Origin of the sequence: Paraburkholderia caledonica NBRC 102488, assembly GCF_000685095.1 — a bacterium.
Lineage (GTDB): Bacteria > Pseudomonadota > Gammaproteobacteria > Burkholderiales > Burkholderiaceae > Paraburkholderia > Paraburkholderia caledonica.
Genome location: NZ_BAYE01000008.1, coordinates 241070 through 259182, shown reverse-complemented (window position 1 = coordinate 259182; position 18113 = coordinate 241070). Strand labels below are relative to the sequence as shown.

The following is an 18113-nucleotide window of genomic DNA, read 5'->3' as shown; positions in this document are numbered from 1 at the left end:
CCGATCAAGCAGAGAAAAAGGCCATTGCACCGGTCGCGACGCCCGCTGCCGCGACCACGAACGACACATTGCGCAACCATTTCTTGCGCGTAAGCAGCGTGATCGCGCACAGAGCGATGGCGACCTGAATCAGCGTAGTAGCCTGCGCCCAGCGATGATGGCCATGCAGCAGCGTCTCGCTTTTCGCGTCATTGTCGAGCACCTCTTTTTCTATCGCTTCAGCCTTTGCGCGGATCGGCTCTTTTTGCTGCTTGTACTTGTCGACATCCGCGAGAAATTTTGCATGCTCGTCAGAATTGGCGACCGACAGCGCCGCGCCCAGCTCCGCGAGGTTCTGCTTTTCGCCCTTCGCCTGGTAATAGTTCCATTGGTTCGATGCTTCGGTCTTTTTGATCGCGGCTTCGTTCTTGTAGTACAGCGCGAGGTTTTCGCTGTTTCCGCTTTGGTACGCGCACAACGCGCCAATCGTCGCGAGGACCGCCGTTATCACGGCCATGCGGCTCCCGAAAGAGTCCGCGTCGTGGTGGCCGGCGTGCTGCACCGCGTGGTCGTGTGGACCATGCACTTCATACTCTTCAGGCATCAGATTCTCCGAGGCAAACTCTTTTGTCGTATCCGGGCGTCGCGCGGACCCGGCGGCCTCAATCTTAGCGTGTGACGTCACGACGATGGAGAAGCATGCTTCTGCGAGTGCTTCGCTGCTTCGGTTCAGGTGCGATGACCCATCCAAAGCAGCAGCAGCGACAACGTTACGACAGAACCCACGGTCGATAACAGAATTGTGCGCGACGTGATGTGCGCTTCGCGCTCATAGAACTCGGCCAGCATGAACGGGCCGGTGCCAGTGGGCAGCGCCGCGAGCACGACCGCCATTTCGACCAGCGCGGGCGAGAGCCGGAAGACGCGCGCGGCGAGCCACCATGTCAGCGCCGGCTGCACGACCAGCTTGACGAGCGTCAGCAGCAACGCAATGCCGCGCGTACCCGATTCGGACGGACGCTTTTCGGCGAGAAACAAACCGAGGCTCACCAGTGCGCAGGGACTGGCCGCGCCGCTCAGCAACTTGAGGAACATCTCCGCGCTCGGCGGCATCGCCACATGCAGACCGGCAAACAGCGCGCCCGCGATCGGCGACACGATCAACGGGTTGCGCGCCAGCGAGCGCAGCACTTTCAAGCCGAGCTTGTGCGGCGTGCGTTCGGTCTGCAAGCCGATTTCGATCAACACGATGGCGCCTGCAAACAACACACAGGCGACGAGTATCGTCGCGATCGTGGTGGGTGTCAGGCTCGCCTGGCCGAACGCGATCATGCCGAGCGGAAAGCCGATGTAGCCGGTGTTCGGATACGACGCGGCAATCGCGTCGACGCTTGCATCGGCGAGATGGCGGCCGCTCAGCAGCCGCATGACGAGAATCACAGCAAAAATGCCAGCGCATGCGATCGAAAACGTGACGACGAACGCCGGCTGATATAGCTGCTCCCATGTGGCGCGCGCCATGGTGTCGAACAGCAGCGCGGGTAACGCGAGCCAGACCACGAAGCGATTGAGTTCCGACGCCGAGTTCGGCCCGAGCACGCCGCGCCGCCGACAGGCGAAGCCGGCAAATATGAGGCCAAAAACGGGGAGCAGGATCTCGAGGGTGGCTAACATCGGTGGGAAGCGCGCGAGCGATACGGCGTGTAAGAGGGCGACCCGTCAGCGTAGTGACTTGCGTTGATACAATCAAATACCGTTTTTTACGTTCGACGATACCTTTTATGCATCGTCGCTTGACTCAGGTGGACACGTGATCGACATCAAGCCGCTGCGCTATTTCGTGACGCTTGCCGAGACGCGCCATTTCGGGCGGGCGGCGGCGCGCCTGAACTTGTCTCAGCCTCCGTTGAGCCGCCAGCTCGCGGCGCTTGAAGCGAGCCTCGGCGTGATGCTTGTCGAGCGCAGCCCGCGCAGCGTCACGCTGACCGCCGCGGGCGAACGCTTTTACGCGGATGCAAAGGCGATTCTCGCGTCGGTCGAACAGGCGGTGAGCAATGCGCAGGCAGCAGCGTCCGGCGACGCGGGCAAGCTCGCGATTGGCTTCACGATGTGCGCCGCCTATAACGTCGTGCCCGGCTACGCGCGGGCGTTCGGCGCGGCGTACCCCGAGGTCGCGCTGAATCTGCGCGAAGTGGTGTCGAACGACCTGGCCGCGCAGGTGGTGGCGGGGCACATCGACGCCGCCATCATGTTTCCTCACGTGCCCGATAAGGGACTCGCCACGCGCACGATTTTGCGCGAGCCGCTTTGCGTCGCGTTATCGCGAGGTCACCCGCGGGCTCGCGCCCGGCGGCTCAAGATCGCGCAACTTGCCGGTGAGCCGTTCGTGCTGGCATCCGCGGAAGTGGCGCCCACGTTACGCGCGACGATCCTTGACCATTGCCGCTCAGGCGGCTTCGAACCGGACATTCGCTTTGAAGTGCAGCTGCAACAGACAGTGTTGAGCCTCGTCGATGAAGGCGTGGGCGTTGCACTCGTGCCCGCTTCCATGCGCAAGGCCCAGCTTGCCGGCGTGGTGTTCAAGCCGCTGGTGGACGCGCCTTTGATCGAGCAGGTGCTGGCATGGTCGCCGGCGAACCGGAATCCGTGTCTGGCGCGGTTTCTGGAGTTGGCTTGAGTGCGTACAACGCAAGTGCAAACGCAAGTGCAACCGCAAGCGCAATTTTTTTCGGCGAGGAATCTGCGATCATCGAAAGCACGTGCCTTAGCTAACCTTGCCTTTCCGCTGATCTTTCAATGCCGACACAGTCGCCTGTTCTCACCACCGCCCGCTTGATCCTACGCGCTCATACGCGCGACGACTTCCTCGACAGCCACGCGATGTGGTCCGATCCCGAGGTGATCCGGTTTATCGGCGGCAAGCCCTTTACGCGTGAAGAAGTCTGGGCGCGTTTGCTGCGCTACGCCGGCCATTGGGCGATGCTCGGCTACGGATATTGGGTCGTGCGCGAGAAAGACAGTGGGCGTTTCATCGGCGAAGTGGGCTTGGCCGATTATCAGCGCGATATCGAGCCTTCGCTGGCGGGCACGCCGGAAATGGGCTGGGCTTTATGCCCCGCACTACATGGCCACGGCTATGCGACGGAAGCCGTGCGTGCCGCGTTGAATTGGGCAGACGAAAAATGGCCAGACGCAGAGACAGCTTGCATCATTGCGCCGCAGAATGAAGCTTCGCTGCGAGTCGCGCACAAGGTCGGCTATCGCGAGCACCTTCGCACCACATACAAGGGGCAGCCGACCATCATGCTTCGGCGCGCAGCTCGTGCGACGACATAAGCCAGCGCGAAGCTGGCTTATTCACCCTTAAATAGGTTGTCACTGAGCTTCGTGAGACGCTGCTTTGTGTCGCGCGATGAGATCCGCTAGCCGCTCGATTTGCCGGCCCTCGGCGTCGAAGTTCGTGTTGCCGAGCCAACGTGTATAGCTCGGACGCAGCGCAGGCCATTCGCTGTCGATAACTGAAAACCATGCGGTGTCGCGGTTGCGCTGACGGTAAACAATCGCCTGGCGGAAGATTCCCTCGAAGGTGAAGCCATAGCGCAACGCCGCAGCACGCGACGGCTCGTTCAGCGAATCGCATTTCCACTCGAAACGCCGGTAGCCGAGCTTGTCGAAAACGTATTGCATGAGCAGAAACATGGCTTCGGTCGCCACGCGCGTTCGCTTAAGACGCGGCGAATAGGTGACATGCCCCACTTCGATCACGCCGTTAGCCGGATCGATGCGCATCAGCGCCAGCGTGCCGACCGCCTTCCCGCTTGCGGCGTCGATCACTGCGTAGTGCAGCGGATCAGCCGACGCGGCGATGCGCGTCAGATGCTCACGATAGGCGTCGACGGTTTCAAACGGACCTATAGCGAGATACGTCCAGTCGCGGGCGTCAGGTGCCGAGCGGTACGCGTCGAAGAGATCCGCCGCGTGAGCTTCGACGTTGACCGGTTCGATCCGGCAATAGCGGCCGGCTAGCGGCGTCCGCGCGGGCGGCTTCGCGCCGTTCCAGTCGGGCATCGGCGCTCCGATCGGCTGTTCGAACGCGTTACGTCGGGGTTCCATGGGCGCACTCCTGGCGTCTGGGGTTATCGTCGGTCACAAAGAACACGATGAACGATACGGCAATCGTGGTATGTTAAAAAGATCCACCCGAACAGTATCTGATAGGTCCAGCCGTCCATGATCGAGATTATTGGCCCGCTTGCTCATACAGCCGCGAACCGCGGGCTCGCGGCTGGCGCCGGTATCGGCGACGGGCAGAAGCCCGCGCCGCTGCAGAAGCAATTGATCGAGCGTTTGCAGCAGGCGATTCTCGGCGGGCGCTTGCCGGCCGGGTCGTTGCTGCCGTCGTCGCGACTGCTTTCGGCGGAAATGGGCGTGTCGCGCAACACCGTGGTCATTGCGTATGAGCACCTGGCGGCAGTCGGTTATGTCGTGGCGGACAAGAAGGGCACGCGCGTAAGCCCGCTGTCGAGCCGCGCGGCGCGTGGCGAGCCGCCCGCACGATCTGCCCCGCCGAAAGTGGCCTACGCGGCCCGCGTCGGCCAGTTCACGGCGACGCGCACGCCTGTGGATGCTGCGTTGCCGCTCACGCCCGGCACACCGGCGCTGGACCGCTTCCCGTTGGCCGCATGGCGGCGCGCGCTGGAACGTTCGATGGAGCGCGCGTTGCCGCTCGCGCTCGGTTACGGCACGCCGGCGGGTGAGCCGGCGTTGCGCGACGCCATTGCCGCGCATTTGCGGATGGCGCGCGGGGTGCGCTGCGAAGGCTCGCAGATAGTGATTACCGAAGGCGCGCAGGAGGCGCTGAACCTATGCGTGCGCCTCTTCACGAATCCCGGCGATGTCGCGTGGATCGAGGACCCCGGTTATCGCGGCGCGAAGGCGGCGTTCAACCAGGGCGATCTGACAACGGTGCCCATGCCCGTCGACGCGGAAGGCATGTCTGTGCCGTCCGGCGCCTGGCGCGGGCATCCGCCGAAACTGATCTACACGTCGCCCGCGCACCAGTATCCGACGGGCGCGGTGTTGTCGGTGGCGCGGCGGCTCGAATTGATCGCCGAGGCGCGCCGCTGCGGCGCATGGGTGATCGAGGACGATTACGACGGCGAATTCCGCTACGCCGGGGAACCGATTGCGAGCATGCAGGGGCTCGTCGACAACGCGCCGGTTCTCTACGTCGGCTCGTTCAGCAAGACGATGTTCCCGGCGCTGCGCATCGGCTTCGTCGTGTTGCCGCAGGCGATTGCCGCGCACGTCGAGGGAGCCTTGTGTGAAATGCTGCGTGGCGGGCATCGGCTGGAGCAGCTTGCGCTCGCACATTTCATGGAGAGCGGCGAATTCGGGCGGCATCTTGGCCGCATGCGACGGCTGTATCGTGAGCGGCAGCAGGCACTGCGCGAAGCGCTTAGCGAACACTTCGCGTCGTCGGAGATACTGGGCGGCGATTGCGGCATGCATTTGACACTTCGCATGCCGCCGGGCATCGACGATCAGGCACTTATCCCGCGCGCACTGGCGAAAGGGCTAAGTCCGCGTGCGCTGTCCGGATTCGCGCTCGAGCCGCACGCCGGAACGAACGGCCTTGTGATCGGCTATGGCAATACCTCCGCAGAGGAACTCGCACCGGCCGTGCGGACCCTCTCTGAGCTCGCTGCCGGCATGGAAAAACCGCGTCGGCGCCGGGCCTGAGTTTTAGCGTTTGTCCGCGCGGCCCATGTCGCGCTATCGTGTCGTTTATGCGTGGCGGTTGCGACGAGGCAATGTCGACGGATCGCCCGCATCATGTTCCGCGCGCCGTCTGGTGCGCGCCGCCGGACGGCTGCGCAGTCCGGACATGAAGCATCCTTTGGTGTGGTTTTCTATGACGATTTATCCGATTGGAGATGACATGAAGGAAATCGAACCGACCCCGTGGTTTGAACTGGCCGCTGACTTGCCCGCGCGCGACGGCTGGTACGAGGTGCAATTGGTGAGCGGGGACACGGCATTCGCCAAATTCGGCAAGGGCGAGTGGACCGAGAAGCCGGACGATGAGTTCACGCACTGGCGCGGGCTTTCCGCAGATCCATCGCAGGCGGGTGAAGGCGCTGAAGACGAGGCCAAAGCAGCGACCGACGGGGCCGAAGCCGCCGGTGATGCACACGCCAAAGGTGCCGACGAACCCATCGACGCCGAGGCCACCGCGGCGAACGGCGTACGAGCCGCATGGAACGCGTTCTTCCCAGGGCTTGGCGAAGAGCAGCACAAACCGGTAGACGCCGTTCCCAACGGAAAAGCGCCGCATTGATGCATGCAAGGGCGGCGGCTCATGGGTTGCCGCCCTGACAGATCAGACCTTCGGGCAGAACAAAGTATGAAAGTTACGCGGGAACCGGTGGCATTGCCACGCGCCACGCAGTTACTCAATCATGGACCGGTCACCATCATCACGAGCGCGCGCGAGGGCCGCTCGAACGTCATGGCGGCTTCATGGGCGATGCCGCTCGACTTCGATCCGCCGAAGGTAGTGGTCGTAGTGGACAGCCGCACGCTGACCCGGCAATTGATAGAAGCAAGCGGTGTGTTCGGTCTGCAATTGCCGAGCCGCAAGTTTGCCGCGCAGACGCTGGCCGTGGGCACGAACGCGGGGCTGGAAGTCGACAAGTTTTCGGCCTTTGAACTCGGAACTTTTGCCGCCGAAAAAATCGATGTGCCGATGCTGGCCGGTTGCATCGCGTGGATGGAGTGCAAGGTGATTCCCGACGACAGCCAGCGTCACGATCTGATTATCGGCGAAGTGGTGGCGGCGTACGCGGACAGCCGCGTGTACTCGAACAACCGTTGGCATTTCGGCGACGATCCCGATCTTCGCACCTGCCATTACGTCGCCGGCGGGACGTTTTTTGCCACGGGCGAAGCGTTCGAAGTTTCACCTGCGGCAAATGCTCTGAGCGCGTCGCCGGCGAGCCGGTAGCGAACCCATTCGCTTTGCGCGCTCGCGCCGATCGATTCATAGAAGCCGATCGCGGGCGCATTCCAGTCGAGCACACTCCATTCGAAGCGGCCACAGCCGGTCTCGCATGCGATGGCCGCGAGGTGGCGCAGCATCTGTTTGCCCGCGCCGCTGCCGCGCGATTTCGGCGATACGTACAGATCTTCCAGATACAGGCCTTTTTTGCCGAGCCATGTGGAGTAAGAAAAGAAGTAGACGCAAAAGCCAATGGGCTCGCCGTTCATTTCGCAGATGAGCGCGGTGGCCGTGGCTGCGGGGGAGAAGAGGCTCGCTTCGATGTCTTGCACTGTGGCGACGACTTCGTGCTCGGCCTTTTCGTATACCGCGAGTTCGGTGATGAAGTGGAGGATGAGCGAGGCGTCGGCGGCGGTGGCGGGGCGGAGGTGGGTGGTCAAGGTGGGTTCTGTTGTTGCGTTGAATGATCGAGTGTCGGAGCCTGACGCGCATGTAGCACGTCGGGTAGGCGAGCGCTCCTTTAGCTTGAACAGCGAGCATAGCAGTGACTGCGCTGAGGTTCCATGCGACGGACTCGTAACGGTGCTTAGTAAAGATGAGAGATCTTTAACCTGTTGTCCCATCGCGAGTTCAGGTACTCAACTGCGAGGCGGCGGTGGCACTGGTGGGGTTTGTCCTCACTGCATAGCAAGCATCCGCGATCGAACAGCGCGATATCCAGATTGCTTTCCACGCGCCGTTTGGCAATTAGCTCTGTGTATGCGTCAGCGTAACTGTCCCACGTCATTCCTCTCTCCTGATACCGCCTCAGCATGCCTTTTTCCGGAGCCAGGTCTCGTAGCTCCACAAAGTCAGCGCCGAGCAGCTCAGACAGAAAAAATTTCAAATCCGCCTTCTTTGCGAAGCCGGCCAGCTGAGATGTATTGTTCAGCCGGACGTCAAGCAGTGTTCGCACACCGGCCCCGGGCAGAAAGCTGAAAAACTTCTCCGCGGTCTTGTTGGTGAACCCAATCGTTGAAACGTCGATGTTTGTCACTTGCCTGGCGTCCTCGCTGCGTCATTTCCGGTCAGGTCATTCGTGATTCTGGGAATTAACTTCGATCAGCCCTTCAAAGGCAACCATATCTCCAACCCGCCCATCCCGCTAACCGGATCGAACTTCTCGTTGTAGCGCTCGAAGTTGGGCGCATCGGCGGGAAGGTGTCCCGATGCCGGCAGCCACGTGTTCCAGATCGTGTTCCACGTGCGCCGCACCGTCGACACATGCTCGCGGTGGCTGAACACCGCATAGCGCTGCGCGGCAATCCGCAAGCGGCTGAATTCGGCGGGCAAGGCCGAGAAGTCGCTGACTTCCACGCCGCACAGGTAGTCGATGTTGCCGGCGTCGTCCGCGTTGTAGCAGACGCCATACGCGACGTCGCCCACCTGACCCGGCACTTTGCCAAAGTACTCGTTAAAGCGCTGCCATTGCGATGGAATCGCGGCGGCGCTCTCGCACGTATAGCGCGCGCTCAGACCCGCGACGAGAAACGGCCTGCCGTCCTCAAAGCGCGGCGGCTCCAGATGCCTGAGAAGAGTTTCGTCCATTTTGATCGGCTCCACGATGACAAGATTGTCGAGATGACCACGCGCGCGCAGCGCTTCGGGCGTGAGCCCGAATTGCTCGCGAAACGCGCGCGTGAATGCTTCGTGAGAGCCGTAACCGGCGTCAATGGCAACCGTCAGTATGTCCGGCGCGCCGTCCGCGAGCCGCCGCGCAGCCTCGCTCAAGCGACGCCCACGCACATAGCGCATGACCGGCATGCCCGTCGCCGCCTCGAAAGCACGCGCGAGGTGAAAGCGCGACACGCATCCACAGTGGGCGATGTCGTCGAGCGTGAGTTCGTCGGCAAAGTGGCTTTCGATAAACCACAGCGCTTTTCCAACCGGATTCATAGCAGCTCTCATGTCAGCATGAAGCCAGCATAGCCAGCCGCAAGGGCGTGCGTTTGATCGGGCTTCCGGTTTTGCAACCAGCGCGCCGCATGCAACGTGCTGCATGCAGCGCACCACGCACCACCCGCCGATCAAACGTTCTCCGTCGCCGCCGTATTCCCCGCCGAACGCGGATGCTCGGCAGCGGCCAGGCCGTGCCCATCGCCCGCATCCGCATTCGCAGCAGCATCCGCACCGCCCGGCCGTCCCGCACGCAGCATCACACCGCCGATCACGCCCGCCGCCGCCGCGAAAATCGCGCCGAAGGCAAACGCCACGTGATAGCCGCTGTTGAGCGCGGCGAGCGCGTTTTGCGTCGCCAGCAAGTCACCGCTGCGCGCGGCCGCGAGACTCGCGAGCACCGCGAGGCCGAGTGCGCCGCCCATCATGAACGACGTATTGACGATGCCCGACGCGAGTCCCGAATCGGCGGGATCGACGTCGCTCATCGCTGCGAGCAACACGGGATTGAACGCGATGCCCGCGCCGAAGCCGAGCAGCATCATGCCGGGCAACACATCGACGATGAAGCTGCCGCCCACCGGCGCGCGCGCGAACAGCGCAAGACCGCACGCGGCAACCAGCAGACCCACCGCGAGCGGAATACGCAGACCGAAGCGCATCACCACGCGCGCCGACAGCCCGAGCGAAAAGAATCCCATGATGAGGTTGGCCGGCAAAAACGCGAGCCCGACTTGCAGCGGCCGATACCCGAGCACGCGCTGCAAATACAGCGCGGAAATGAAGAACCACGCGAACATGGCAGCGGCCCACAGCACGCCGACCACATTCGCGGTCGCCACGTTACGCAGGCGGAACAGCCCGAGCGGCATCAACGGATGCTGAACGCGCGACTCGATGATCAGGAACACGGCGAGCAACGCAAGCGCGACGAGCAGCAAGCCGAGCGTTTGCGCCGATGTCCAGCCGGCTTCGTTGCCGTTGACCACGGCATAGACGGCGAGCATCAACGAAACCGTGACCGACACGGCGCCGGCTACGTCGAGCCGTTCGCCATGCGCATGACCGCGCGCGGACGGCAGCAGTGCGACGCACAGCGCGTACACGGCGATGCCAATCGGCAGATTGACGAGGAAGATCCAATGCCAGCTCAGCAGGTTGGTCAGCAATCCGCCGAGCAGCACGCCGATGCTGCCGCCGCCCGCGCAGACGAAGCCATACACGCCCATCGCTTTCGCACGTTCGCCTGGCTCGGTGAACAGATTCATGATCAGCGACAGCGACACGGCCGACACGATAGCGCCGCCCAGACCCTGCACGGCGCGCGCGCAGATCAGCAGGATCTGCGAGTTGGCGAGGCCGCACGCGAGCGATGCCACGGTGAAGAGCGTAATGCCGCCGAGAAACAATCTGCGATGACCGTACAGATCGCCGAGCCGTCCACCGAGCAGCAGACAGCCGCCGAACGTCAGCATGTACGCGTTGACGACCCACACGAGCGATGTTTCCGTGAAGCCGAGATCCGCAGCGATGGACGGCAAAGCGACGTTCACGATTGTCGTATCCAGCACGATCATGAGCACACCGAGGCACAGCACCATCAGCGCGAGCCAGCGTTTACTGCCGTGGATGGAATGGGTCATGCGAGGGCTCCTGTGCCGCGATCGTTTGAAATTGCCGGCGGCTTCGAGCATAGGTGGGCTGTTTCAATGCGATGCCGGACGGGCCCGCCGCCCGGCGCGATGCTGATCAACCCGATGTTGACCAACGTGATGGCAAGTTGTTGAGGGCGAGGGGTTTTTCAGTTTAGCACTCGCGAGTTTTGCGTCACAACTACGAATTCCTGGGCGGGTGGACTTTCTTTGATGTCCAAGCTGCCTTGAGACGGACTCAGACGCAAGTCGCCGATTCTGCAATTTTCCTAACGTTGCCGGGAATCACGACAGGTACGCAGGCAACTTCTCACGCAGAGAAGGGACGAATGGCGGGCTGGTTTCAATCGAGTGCAAGCTGACCGTACTTTTAAGAGTTGTCGGATGTAAAGATATTCAAATCTCCTTAACAGTTGCTACGTCGACTCCGGTCATAACTAGCAATTAAAAGGAGAAACATGAGCGCGTGGAAACGTATAGGCGCATTGGTGGATCGACGTGTCCGCTTTATCGCCATGTCTTATTTGTTGATGTTCGGTACTTACGTCAACGCCGCCACTTACATGCAGTGCATGCAGGTCTATCAGAAGTCGTTGGGTATTCCTCGAACGCCGACTTGCGCCATACAGGTGGCAGGCACAGCACCCATGTCTAACGGCAACGATGATCCGTACAACGCAATGAATTACTACAACTGCCCCAATGCGTCGAACTGGATCGCAGACTATTGCGGCGGTGTGCCGGTTCCCCCGCAGCCGGACGATTCCTGTCCTGTGGGAGATCCCGTGCTGCCAGCAAAGGGCAATGTCACACTTTCGGAAGCCGACTTTGCTAGCGGCGATGTTTCCCCTCTCGTGTTTAGGCGCACCTACCTTTCGAAGCCGTTTGACACCGCGCAGAGCATGATGGGGCGCAACTGGGTCAACAACTGGCAGCGGAGGATTGATCTGGCCGGGGCGAAGGCAAGCGTACCCCACATAGTTGCCTATCGTGGTAACCAGCAACCGGTGACGTTCAATTGGAGCAATGGAGCGTGGACGGCGGAAGGAAATAGGGCGCTTTCGCTGACGAAAGCTGGTGACGGCTACTTCAGCTTGAAAGACGAACTACTCGGTGTCACCGAAGGTTACTCGGATACCACGGGCAGGTTCGAATTCGAGCGTACGCGGACGGGCATTATTCGCAAGCTTGGGTACGACGACAGGCAGCGGGTGGACTCGGTGGGGCAATGGCCCGTCGACAACACGGCGCAGTCGTCAATGACAATCTCTCTGACATACGACAGTAGCGACCGCATAACGAGCATGGTACGTCCGTCCGGTCAAACCACGAGGTATTCGTACGATGCCAAAGGAAATCTTGCTTCGGTGACGCAACCTGACGGTTATGTTCATCAGTACCTGTACGAAGATGCGCGCTTCCCCAACGCTTTGACTGGAATCAAGGACGAATCGGGGTCTCGAACTGCAACGTGGACCTATGACGACAGCGGACGCGCGATCTCCGTCACACATCCCGATACGACGCGCAATACGACGTTCAGCTACGGTCGCGGCAGCGCGACGCTTACTGACATGTACGGCGTAAGCACTTACGCATTCGATGTCCTCGATAGCTTGCGTCCTCGTTCAATCGCCACGCCAGGCGGGATGGTAACGCGCAACTGGGACGCGGCCGGCAATCTGAAGCAGAGACAGACGCCTGATGGCGATGTCCAGTACACATGGGATAGTGCGAACCGGCCCACCCGGGCGGTCGCGACGATCGGTGCAAAAAAGACCGTGACGACCATTGAGTACAACGATGGCACTTCGTTGCATCCCCACGTCGTGGCTACGCCGGGTAAGGTCCGGGCTTTTGTCTACGATTCGAGCGGCAACGTCACCGGTTACGCCGAAACTCAAACAACCGATCTGACGGGCGAGCAGGGAATGCAGGCCGTTGCGACAGGCAGCCAGTTGACGGTCGGTGCACGTTACGACGGCGCCGGCCGGCTTCTGTCGGCCACAGTCATGCAGGACGGCAAGACGCTTGAAGATTGGAGTTACACATACGACATACGAGGAAACATCGCGACGACGCGCGACGCTGTCTCGGGCTGGCAAATGCGAACGCTGGCTCGTGACGCCTCGAATCGCGCGGCGCAGATCGCAGGAAATAGCGGTCAGGCAGGCATCAGCTACGACGTGCGCGGGCGTGTATCTTCTTTCGAATACAACGAGAAACCGAGCGCTGCCAACGGCCAGCAGACGCGCTATCTGGCGGTTCAGTATGGTTACGGTCCGGACGGCAGCGTATCGAAGCGTACGGCGATAGTTTCAACGAACGGAGGTTTTCCGCAGACCATCAGCGATGCCGAAATCGATGTCTGGCTCACCAACTGGGAGCTAGGTAATGATCCGATTTCGCCGCCTGCAAATGTCACCGGACTCAGGTCTGGATCGAACACATCTATTCCACCGCTCTGCGTCGAATGCTACATGACGTGGAAAGCCAAGCTCGCGGGCAAGCTTTTCGGCGATGAGTTGAGCGCGACGCTGCCTAAGTGGAGCGAGGCCTCAGAGCTGATGCTGAACGATCAATCGCAGGTTCCTTATCCAACTCTCGTGCCTGACCTCACGGCTTCTGCAAAAAGGGCGGTGCTTTATGGCGCTCTCTTTGCAGCCGGAGGCGATGGCGGTGGAGTGGTAAAGTGCAGCGGAAGGGAAGCTCATGAGAGCGAATGCTATGCACAATATGAAAACGATATGGACGAGTGCACGGCAATTTACAAGCCAATGCTCGATGCCAGACGTCTCGCGCTGTGCCGGGTGCGAGCATTCCAAAGATACCAAACATGCCGAGGATTCTGATGGCGAAACATCAACCGTACGACGTAGTCTTAAGCTACACGAACGATCCTAAACAGTTGGTCGTACATACCGTAGAAGTTGCAAAGCTCGCTCCGCTGTTGGCTGAAAGAATGGAGCTGCCTGTTTGGGATGAAGGCGACTCAACGATTGACGACGAGTTCGCTCGACGGCTTGGAGTCGCCATGCTCAACCTCATCGCTTTGGGTCAACCGGGCATTAAGCAATACATGAGGGTTACGCAAGACCCGACCGGCAGCCTGCCAAGTCCTCCAGGCAACAATTCATAAGAAAGTGACTCGGAGCCGTAAGTAAGAAGGGCGGACAGGTTGTCTGCCCTTTTTGCTTCTCATCGCGCTCGGCTAGCCGGTTATCGAACAATGCGTGAGTTTGCGATTCCATAGACTGGTCATACCGACTGCCTCGATAAGACCCTTTCGACCATCAGCCTTATCCGCTGCGCGTAGAAGACATCGCCCAAACCCGGGTATAACGACTGGTCGGCGAATTCGTTCATAGTAGTCCCCACGACTCTGGCGACCTTCCGGCGATTTGCCGAGCGGATGCACCGCGCGTAACTCGGGCGGCGCGAGCCATCGCTCTGTGCAAGCAAAAGGCATTTCAAATCTATCAAGAATGTAGAGATTATTAATGGCTAACCATCCACCATATTCTGTAGTTCTGACCTACCTCGAAGACCGTCAAGAGTTCTCCTTACAGGCCATTGATCGAGCCAAACTAACGTCTGTCGTGGCAGGCTCGCTCGAAATTCCTGTTCTGCTCGACGAGCACAAATTTAACCTTGACGATGCATTCGCGCGACGGCTCGGTGCGGCAATGCTGGCCCTGATCGCACTTGGTCAACCCGCTATCGAGCAATACATGAACATTACCAAAGATCCAATCGAATAGCCGCAAGTAGCCGCGAATAGGATGACTTGAAACCACGCGGACTGGGAGGGGCCAAGAACAACTTGGCCCCTCCTTCTATCGATCCCGCCGAGGCGTCACCCGCTCATCCCCCACCCACAATTCCATACTCCCCACCGCGCTCCAAGGCCCGCTGATATGCGGGCCGCGCATGGATCCGCTGCAAGAACGCGGTGACCGCCGGCCACGCCATTCCGCCGCGCGCAGTAGCCGCCTCGAGCGGGAAACTCATCTGTACGTCGGCGGCCGTGAACTCATTGCCGGCGAACCACGGGCTCTTTGTCAATTCCTTCTCGATATATCCAAAATGCAGCTTCAATTGCGGGTCGACAAACCCTGTTTGCAGCGTAGCCGCGATCTTTCGCGCAATCGGCTTTGCAAAGAAAGGCATCGGCGCACTCGCGATGCGCCCTGCGATCAGCTTGAGCAGCAACGGCGGCATTGCCGAGCCTTCCGCGTAATGCAGCCAGTACGTGTAACGCAAACGCTCAGGCGTGCCTTGCGCGGGCGCAAAACGCCCCTGCCCATACTTCTCCACCAGATACTCGACAATCGCGCCTGACTCTGCAATGGTCTGCCCGTCATCGGTAATGACGGGCGATTTGCCGAGCGGATGCACCGCGCGTAACTCGGGCGGCGCGAGCATGGTTTTCGGATCGCGCTCGTAACGCTTCACCTCGTACGGCACGCCGAGTTCTTCGAGCAGCCACAAGACGCGTTGCGAGCGGGAGTTATTCAAATGATGGACGGTCAGCATGGGTCGATAGATGGTGGCCAATGGAACGTCACATCATAAGGATATTGCGCAGAGGCAGGCCTCTAGCAGCTTGCCGACCTGGTCACACTCGCGACTTGCTTCCCATTAATTCGTTCGAAGGTAACGTTTCGTCGAGCAATTTGCGTGCGCTTTCAATGCCGGCCACGGGCAGTCCCTTCGGATCGAGCAAGCCCACCTGCACGAGCACGCTAGCCTGATCCCAGTAAATATGCTCGTTATAAAGCTTGTCGCCGCGGAAGCACACGACCGCCAGCATCGGCACTTCGAAATACTTTCCCGTTGGCGCAACGCCCGGCAGCAGCCAGTCGATTTCGCAGTCATGCGTGCAGCTGAAAATGAATTCGTCGACGATACGATCTGCGCCGATGGTCCGCGAAATCGGAATCAGCTTTGTATCAGCTGGATTCGAGTTGACGAAGTGATGGGTATAGAACCGCTTGAGGTTGTCGTGGCCGACACCGCCTGTCATGGTCGGCACGTGATTGACGTAAGGCTGCGCGACCATTGTCGGCATGACCGCTTCCACGTCGCGCGTGGCGAACTCGTGATAGCAATGCGCCTCCCACAGCGCGTTCAGATCGTAGACCGGTCCCAGCACTTTACGCAGTAGCGCAAGCGTTCGCGAATACGCCATCATTGCCGCGGGCTTGTCGTATTGCGGACGCGCGGGCGCCGCGAACGCATGATCGCAACCGGGGTACACATACTGCTCGATTTGCGGACGCGCGCGCAATGCAGCGCTGATTCGTTCGCGGGTTTCAGGCGGGCAGAGCGCGTCGTTTTCGGGGAAATGAAACACCATAGGACAGCGCACGGCCGGCACTTCGTCCAGATAGGCATCGAGACCCACGCCGTAGTAGCTCACTGCGCAATCGACGTCGGTGCGCGCCGCGCTCAAGAACGCGAGCTTGCCGCCCAGGCAGTACCCGACTGCGCCGACCTTGCCGGCCTGCTCGGGCATCGCGCGCAGTGCGGCAATGGTGGCCGCGATATCGTCCACCGCCAGATTGGTGTCGAACTGATTGAGGTAGGCGAGCGCCTGCTTCATGTCGGCTTCGCCATAACCCAGTTCGATGCCTGGCTCTATCCGCCAGAAGAGATCGGGCACCAGCACCACGTAGCCTTCCTCGGCGAAGCGGTCGGCCGTCGCCTTCATGGTGTCGTTGACGCCGAAAATTTCCTGCAACAGAACGAGCCCGGGGCCCGAGCCTTGCGCGGGACGAGCAACGTATGCGTTGAAACGGCCGCCGTCCTGGGCGACGACTTCAATGAAAGAGCCGGCCATGCGTTTGTCTCCTGAGGTTTGCGAGGAATAGCGAGGAAGAGGCTACGCCATCGTGCGCAATTCGAAGCGCTTGAGCTTACCTGTTTCGGTGCGCGGCAGTGAATCGACAAAAGCGACCACGCGTGGATACTTGTAAGGCGCCACCGTATTCTTCACGAAGTCCTGCAGTTGCGCGACGAGATTGTCGTCGCGAGTGAAGCCGGGGTTCAGCACCACGAACGCCTTCACGATTTGCCCGCGCGTTTCATCCGGCACGCCTATTACGCCGCATTCGGCCACCGCTTCGTGTTGCAGCAAAACGCTTTCTACCTCAGGACCCGAAATGTTGTAGCCGGCTGAGACGATCATGTCGTCGGCGCGTGCCTGATAGAAGACATAGCCGTCCGCGTCGAGATATACCGAATCGCCAGGCAAATTCCAGCCGTCGCGCACGAATTTCATTTGCCGTTCGTCTGCGAGATAACGACAACCTGTCGGCCCGCGCACCGCTAGCTTGCCTATCGTGCCGGGCGCAACGGGTTGCATTGCGTCGTCCACGGCTTGCACGACGTAGCCCGGCACCGCGCGGCCAATTGCATGCGGACGAATCTCGTCGCCCTGCGCCGAGACAAAAATGTGGATCAGCTCGGTGCCGCCGATACCGTCGATCATGTCGATGCCAGTAGCGTCGCGCCACAGCCGCCGTGTCGAATCGGGCAACGCCTCGCCGGCCGACACGGTTTTCTGCAAGCTCGACACATCGTGACGCGCGACGAGCGGTGCCATCTGCCGATAGAAAGTCGGCGCCGTGAACATGATGGTTGCGTGAAAGCGCTCGACGGTCTGCAATAACGTCTCAGGCGTGAGCTTCTCGATCAATACCGTCGACGCCCCCACGCGCAACGGAAAACATAGCAAGCCGCCGAGCCCGAATGTGAAAGCGAGCGGCGGCGTGCCGCAAAATATGTCGCTCGCCGAAGGCTTCAGCACATGACGCGGAAACAGATCGCACATGGCGAGCACGTCGCGATGAAAATGCATGCAGCCTTTCGGCGCGCCCGTCGTGCCGCTCGTGAAGGCGATCAGACACACGTCGTCGGCTGCCGTATCGCATGCGGCGAAGTCAGCGGGTTTGTTGATCGCAAGCGTGTCGAGTGAATCCACTGCATCGTCATGAAACAGCAGCGTTTGCTTTAGCTCAGCACAATAAAATTCGTCCTGAGGATCGCTGCAACGCGCGAGTTCTTCGGTCAGGCGTGCATCGCAGAGCGCCGCGCTTACTTGCGCCTTTACAATAATCTGCTTCAACTCTTTCGCGCGCAGGAGCGGCATGGTCGGCACGGCAACCAGGCCCACTTTCAGCGCAGCGAGTGCAGCAACCGCCATTTGCAATGTATTTGGCCCTCGCAACAGAATGCGATTGCCCGGTTGCAAACCCATTTCATCGACAAGCACGTGCGCGCTGCGATTGACCATCGCAAGCAATTCTTTGTAGCTCGTAGCACGCGGCTCGTCGTCGACCAGCGACCAGATAGCCGCACGCTCGCCATGACCCGCTTCGATCGTCCTATCCAGAAGTTCCGTCGCGCAGTTGAAACGCGCCGGATAAGCGACATCCGGATTGTGCAGCAGAAATACAGGCCATTGATCCTGCGGCGGAAGATTGTCGCGCGCGAAGGTATCGACGTGTGCTGACGGTTCCATCGTGGTCTCCCCGGTTTCAAGC

18 protein-coding genes are annotated in these 18113 nt (G+C 60.6%); 8 read left to right on the top strand and 10 right to left on the bottom strand.

The genetic code is table 11. The features are described 5' to 3' along the window. Nucleotides 1-4: 4 nt before the first annotated feature. Both BCA01S_RS18825 and BCA01S_RS18820 read right to left on the bottom strand, forming a co-directional pair. Entirely contained in the window at nt 5-583 is a 579-nt protein-coding gene (locus BCA01S_RS18825) for a DUF4337 domain-containing protein (protein WP_027778239.1), read from the bottom strand. Between the two features lie 125 nt (nt 584-708). Then, nucleotides 709-1653, bottom strand: a complete 945-nt coding sequence (locus tag BCA01S_RS18820; protein WP_027778238.1) for an AEC family transporter — start codon at nt 1651-1653, stop codon at nt 709-711. Between the two features lie 136 nt (nt 1654-1789). Between BCA01S_RS18820 and BCA01S_RS18815 the strand changes: the two genes are divergently transcribed. Beyond that, a complete protein-coding gene (locus tag BCA01S_RS18815) occupies nt 1790-2656 on the top strand; it encodes a LysR family transcriptional regulator (RefSeq protein WP_020068737.1) in 867 nt (288 codons plus the stop codon). A 119-nt stretch (nt 2657-2775) separates the two neighbouring features. Next, nucleotides 2776-3315: a GNAT family N-acetyltransferase gene (locus BCA01S_RS18805; RefSeq protein ID WP_027778237.1), complete on the top strand. Its 540-nt coding sequence runs from the start codon at nt 2776-2778 to the stop codon at nt 3313-3315. A 39-nt stretch (nt 3316-3354) separates the two neighbouring features. Here the strand turns inward: BCA01S_RS18805 and BCA01S_RS18800 are convergent, their stop codons facing one another. Beyond that, a complete protein-coding gene (locus BCA01S_RS18800) occupies nt 3355-4092 on the bottom strand; it encodes a GNAT family N-acetyltransferase (RefSeq protein WP_027778236.1) in 738 nt (245 codons plus the stop codon). A gap of 117 nt (nt 4093-4209) precedes the next feature. Here BCA01S_RS18800 and pdxR point away from each other — a divergent pair, with 117 nt between their 5' ends. The 3 genes from pdxR (at nt 4210) to BCA01S_RS18785 (ending at nt 6985) form a co-directional block, all read left to right on the top strand. Further along, nucleotides 4210-5721: a MocR-like pyridoxine biosynthesis transcription factor PdxR gene (gene pdxR, locus BCA01S_RS18795; RefSeq protein WP_027778235.1), complete on the top strand. Its 1512-nt coding sequence runs from the start codon at nt 4210-4212 to the stop codon at nt 5719-5721. A 199-nt stretch (nt 5722-5920) separates the two neighbouring features. Further along, nucleotides 5921-6319, top strand: coding sequence for a hypothetical protein (locus BCA01S_RS18790; RefSeq protein ID WP_027778234.1), 399 nt, complete (start codon nt 5921-5923; stop codon nt 6317-6319). 66 nt (nt 6320-6385) lie between these two features. Continuing rightward, on the top strand, nt 6386-6985 hold the full coding sequence (locus BCA01S_RS18785; RefSeq protein WP_027778233.1) for a flavin reductase family protein: 600 nt from the start codon (nt 6386-6388) through the stop codon (nt 6983-6985). On the opposite strand, the gene BCA01S_RS35005 is transcribed toward BCA01S_RS18785, so the two are convergent. The 4 genes from BCA01S_RS35005 to BCA01S_RS18765 all read right to left on the bottom strand — a co-directional run bounded on the left by BCA01S_RS35005 (nt 6892) and on the right by BCA01S_RS18765 (nt 10557). Next, nucleotides 6892-7419: a GNAT family N-acetyltransferase gene (locus tag BCA01S_RS35005; RefSeq protein ID WP_042318894.1), complete on the bottom strand. Its 528-nt coding sequence runs from the start codon at nt 7417-7419 to the stop codon at nt 6892-6894. The genes BCA01S_RS18785 and BCA01S_RS35005 overlap by 94 nt on opposite strands. Nucleotides 7420-7565: 146 nt before the next feature. Continuing rightward, the gene (locus tag BCA01S_RS18775; protein WP_042318891.1) at nt 7566-8015 is read right to left on the bottom strand and encodes a DUF488 domain-containing protein; all 450 of its coding nucleotides are present in this window, start codon (nt 8013-8015) and stop codon (nt 7566-7568) included. 65 nt (nt 8016-8080) lie between these two features. Continuing rightward, entirely contained in the window at nt 8081-8914 is an 834-nt protein-coding gene (locus tag BCA01S_RS18770) for an AraC family transcriptional regulator (RefSeq protein WP_027778231.1), read from the bottom strand. A 131-nt stretch (nt 8915-9045) separates the two neighbouring features. Beyond that, nucleotides 9046-10557 carry a DHA2 family efflux MFS transporter permease subunit gene (locus BCA01S_RS18765; RefSeq protein ID WP_027778230.1) on the bottom strand — a complete coding sequence of 504 codons (1512 nt, stop codon included), beginning with the start codon at nt 10555-10557 and terminating at the stop codon, nt 9046-9048. Between the two features lie 467 nt (nt 10558-11024). On the opposite strand from BCA01S_RS18765, the gene BCA01S_RS35000 reads away from it, so the two are divergent. The 3 genes from BCA01S_RS35000 to BCA01S_RS18745 all read left to right on the top strand — a co-directional run bounded on the left by BCA01S_RS35000 (nt 11025) and on the right by BCA01S_RS18745 (nt 14327). Next, a complete protein-coding gene (locus BCA01S_RS35000) occupies nt 11025-13418 on the top strand; it encodes a DUF6531 domain-containing protein (RefSeq protein WP_052369472.1) in 2394 nt (797 codons plus the stop codon). Beyond that, nucleotides 13418-13705: a hypothetical protein gene (locus tag BCA01S_RS18755; RefSeq protein ID WP_042318890.1), complete on the top strand. Its 288-nt coding sequence runs from the start codon at nt 13418-13420 to the stop codon at nt 13703-13705. The genes BCA01S_RS35000 and BCA01S_RS18755 overlap by 1 nt, the downstream gene beginning before the upstream one ends. Nucleotides 13706-14066: 361 nt before the next feature. Further along, nucleotides 14067-14327, top strand: a complete 261-nt coding sequence (locus BCA01S_RS18745) for a hypothetical protein (RefSeq protein ID WP_027778228.1) — start codon at nt 14067-14069, stop codon at nt 14325-14327. Between the two features lie 103 nt (nt 14328-14430). Here BCA01S_RS18745 and BCA01S_RS18740 read toward each other — a convergent pair whose 3' ends face one another. The 3 genes from BCA01S_RS18740 to BCA01S_RS18730 form a co-directional block, all read right to left on the bottom strand. After that, nucleotides 14431-15102, bottom strand: coding sequence for a glutathione S-transferase family protein (locus BCA01S_RS18740; protein WP_027778227.1), 672 nt, complete (start codon nt 15100-15102; stop codon nt 14431-14433). 82 nt (nt 15103-15184) lie between these two features. After that, complete coding sequence (locus BCA01S_RS18735) at nt 15185-16408, bottom strand: dienelactone hydrolase family protein (protein ID WP_027778226.1); 1224 nt, start codon at nt 16406-16408, stop codon at nt 15185-15187. A gap of 42 nt (nt 16409-16450) precedes the next feature. Then, complete coding sequence (locus tag BCA01S_RS18730; protein ID WP_027778225.1) at nt 16451-18091, bottom strand: AMP-binding protein; 1641 nt, start codon at nt 18089-18091, stop codon at nt 16451-16453. Nucleotides 18092-18113 lie beyond the last annotated feature (22 nt).

Coding starts and splice junctions, on each gene's coding strand:
- BCA01S_RS18745 (WP_027778228.1), top strand. CDS start 14,067: ATGGCTAACCATCCACCATATTCTGTAGTTCTGACCTACCTCGAAGAC.
- BCA01S_RS18740 (WP_027778227.1), bottom strand. CDS start 15,102: ATGCTGACCGTCCATCATTTGAATAACTCCCGCTCGCAACGCGTCTTG.
- BCA01S_RS35000 (WP_052369472.1), top strand. CDS start 11,025: ATGAGCGCGTGGAAACGTATAGGCGCATTGGTGGATCGACGTGTCCGC.
- BCA01S_RS18735 (WP_027778226.1), bottom strand. CDS start 16,408: ATGGCCGGCTCTTTCATTGAAGTCGTCGCCCAGGACGGCGGCCGTTTC.
- BCA01S_RS18825 (WP_027778239.1), bottom strand. CDS start 583: ATGCCTGAAGAGTATGAAGTGCATGGTCCACACGACCACGCGGTGCAG.
- BCA01S_RS18790 (WP_027778234.1), top strand. CDS start 5,921: ATGAAGGAAATCGAACCGACCCCGTGGTTTGAACTGGCCGCTGACTTG.
- BCA01S_RS18800 (WP_027778236.1), bottom strand. CDS start 4,092: ATGGAACCCCGACGTAACGCGTTCGAACAGCCGATCGGAGCGCCGATG.
- BCA01S_RS18765 (WP_027778230.1), bottom strand. CDS start 10,557: ATGACCCATTCCATCCACGGCAGTAAACGCTGGCTCGCGCTGATGGTG.
- BCA01S_RS18730 (WP_027778225.1), bottom strand. CDS start 18,091: ATGGAACCGTCAGCACACGTCGATACCTTCGCGCGCGACAATCTTCCG.
- BCA01S_RS18755 (WP_042318890.1), top strand. CDS start 13,418: ATGGCGAAACATCAACCGTACGACGTAGTCTTAAGCTACACGAACGAT.
- BCA01S_RS18805 (WP_027778237.1), top strand. CDS start 2,776: ATGCCGACACAGTCGCCTGTTCTCACCACCGCCCGCTTGATCCTACGC.
- BCA01S_RS18770 (WP_027778231.1), bottom strand. CDS start 8,914: ATGAATCCGGTTGGAAAAGCGCTGTGGTTTATCGAAAGCCACTTTGCC.
- BCA01S_RS18785 (WP_027778233.1), top strand. CDS start 6,386: ATGAAAGTTACGCGGGAACCGGTGGCATTGCCACGCGCCACGCAGTTA.
- pdxR (WP_027778235.1), top strand. CDS start 4,210: ATGATCGAGATTATTGGCCCGCTTGCTCATACAGCCGCGAACCGCGGG.
- BCA01S_RS18820 (WP_027778238.1), bottom strand. CDS start 1,653: ATGTTAGCCACCCTCGAGATCCTGCTCCCCGTTTTTGGCCTCATATTT.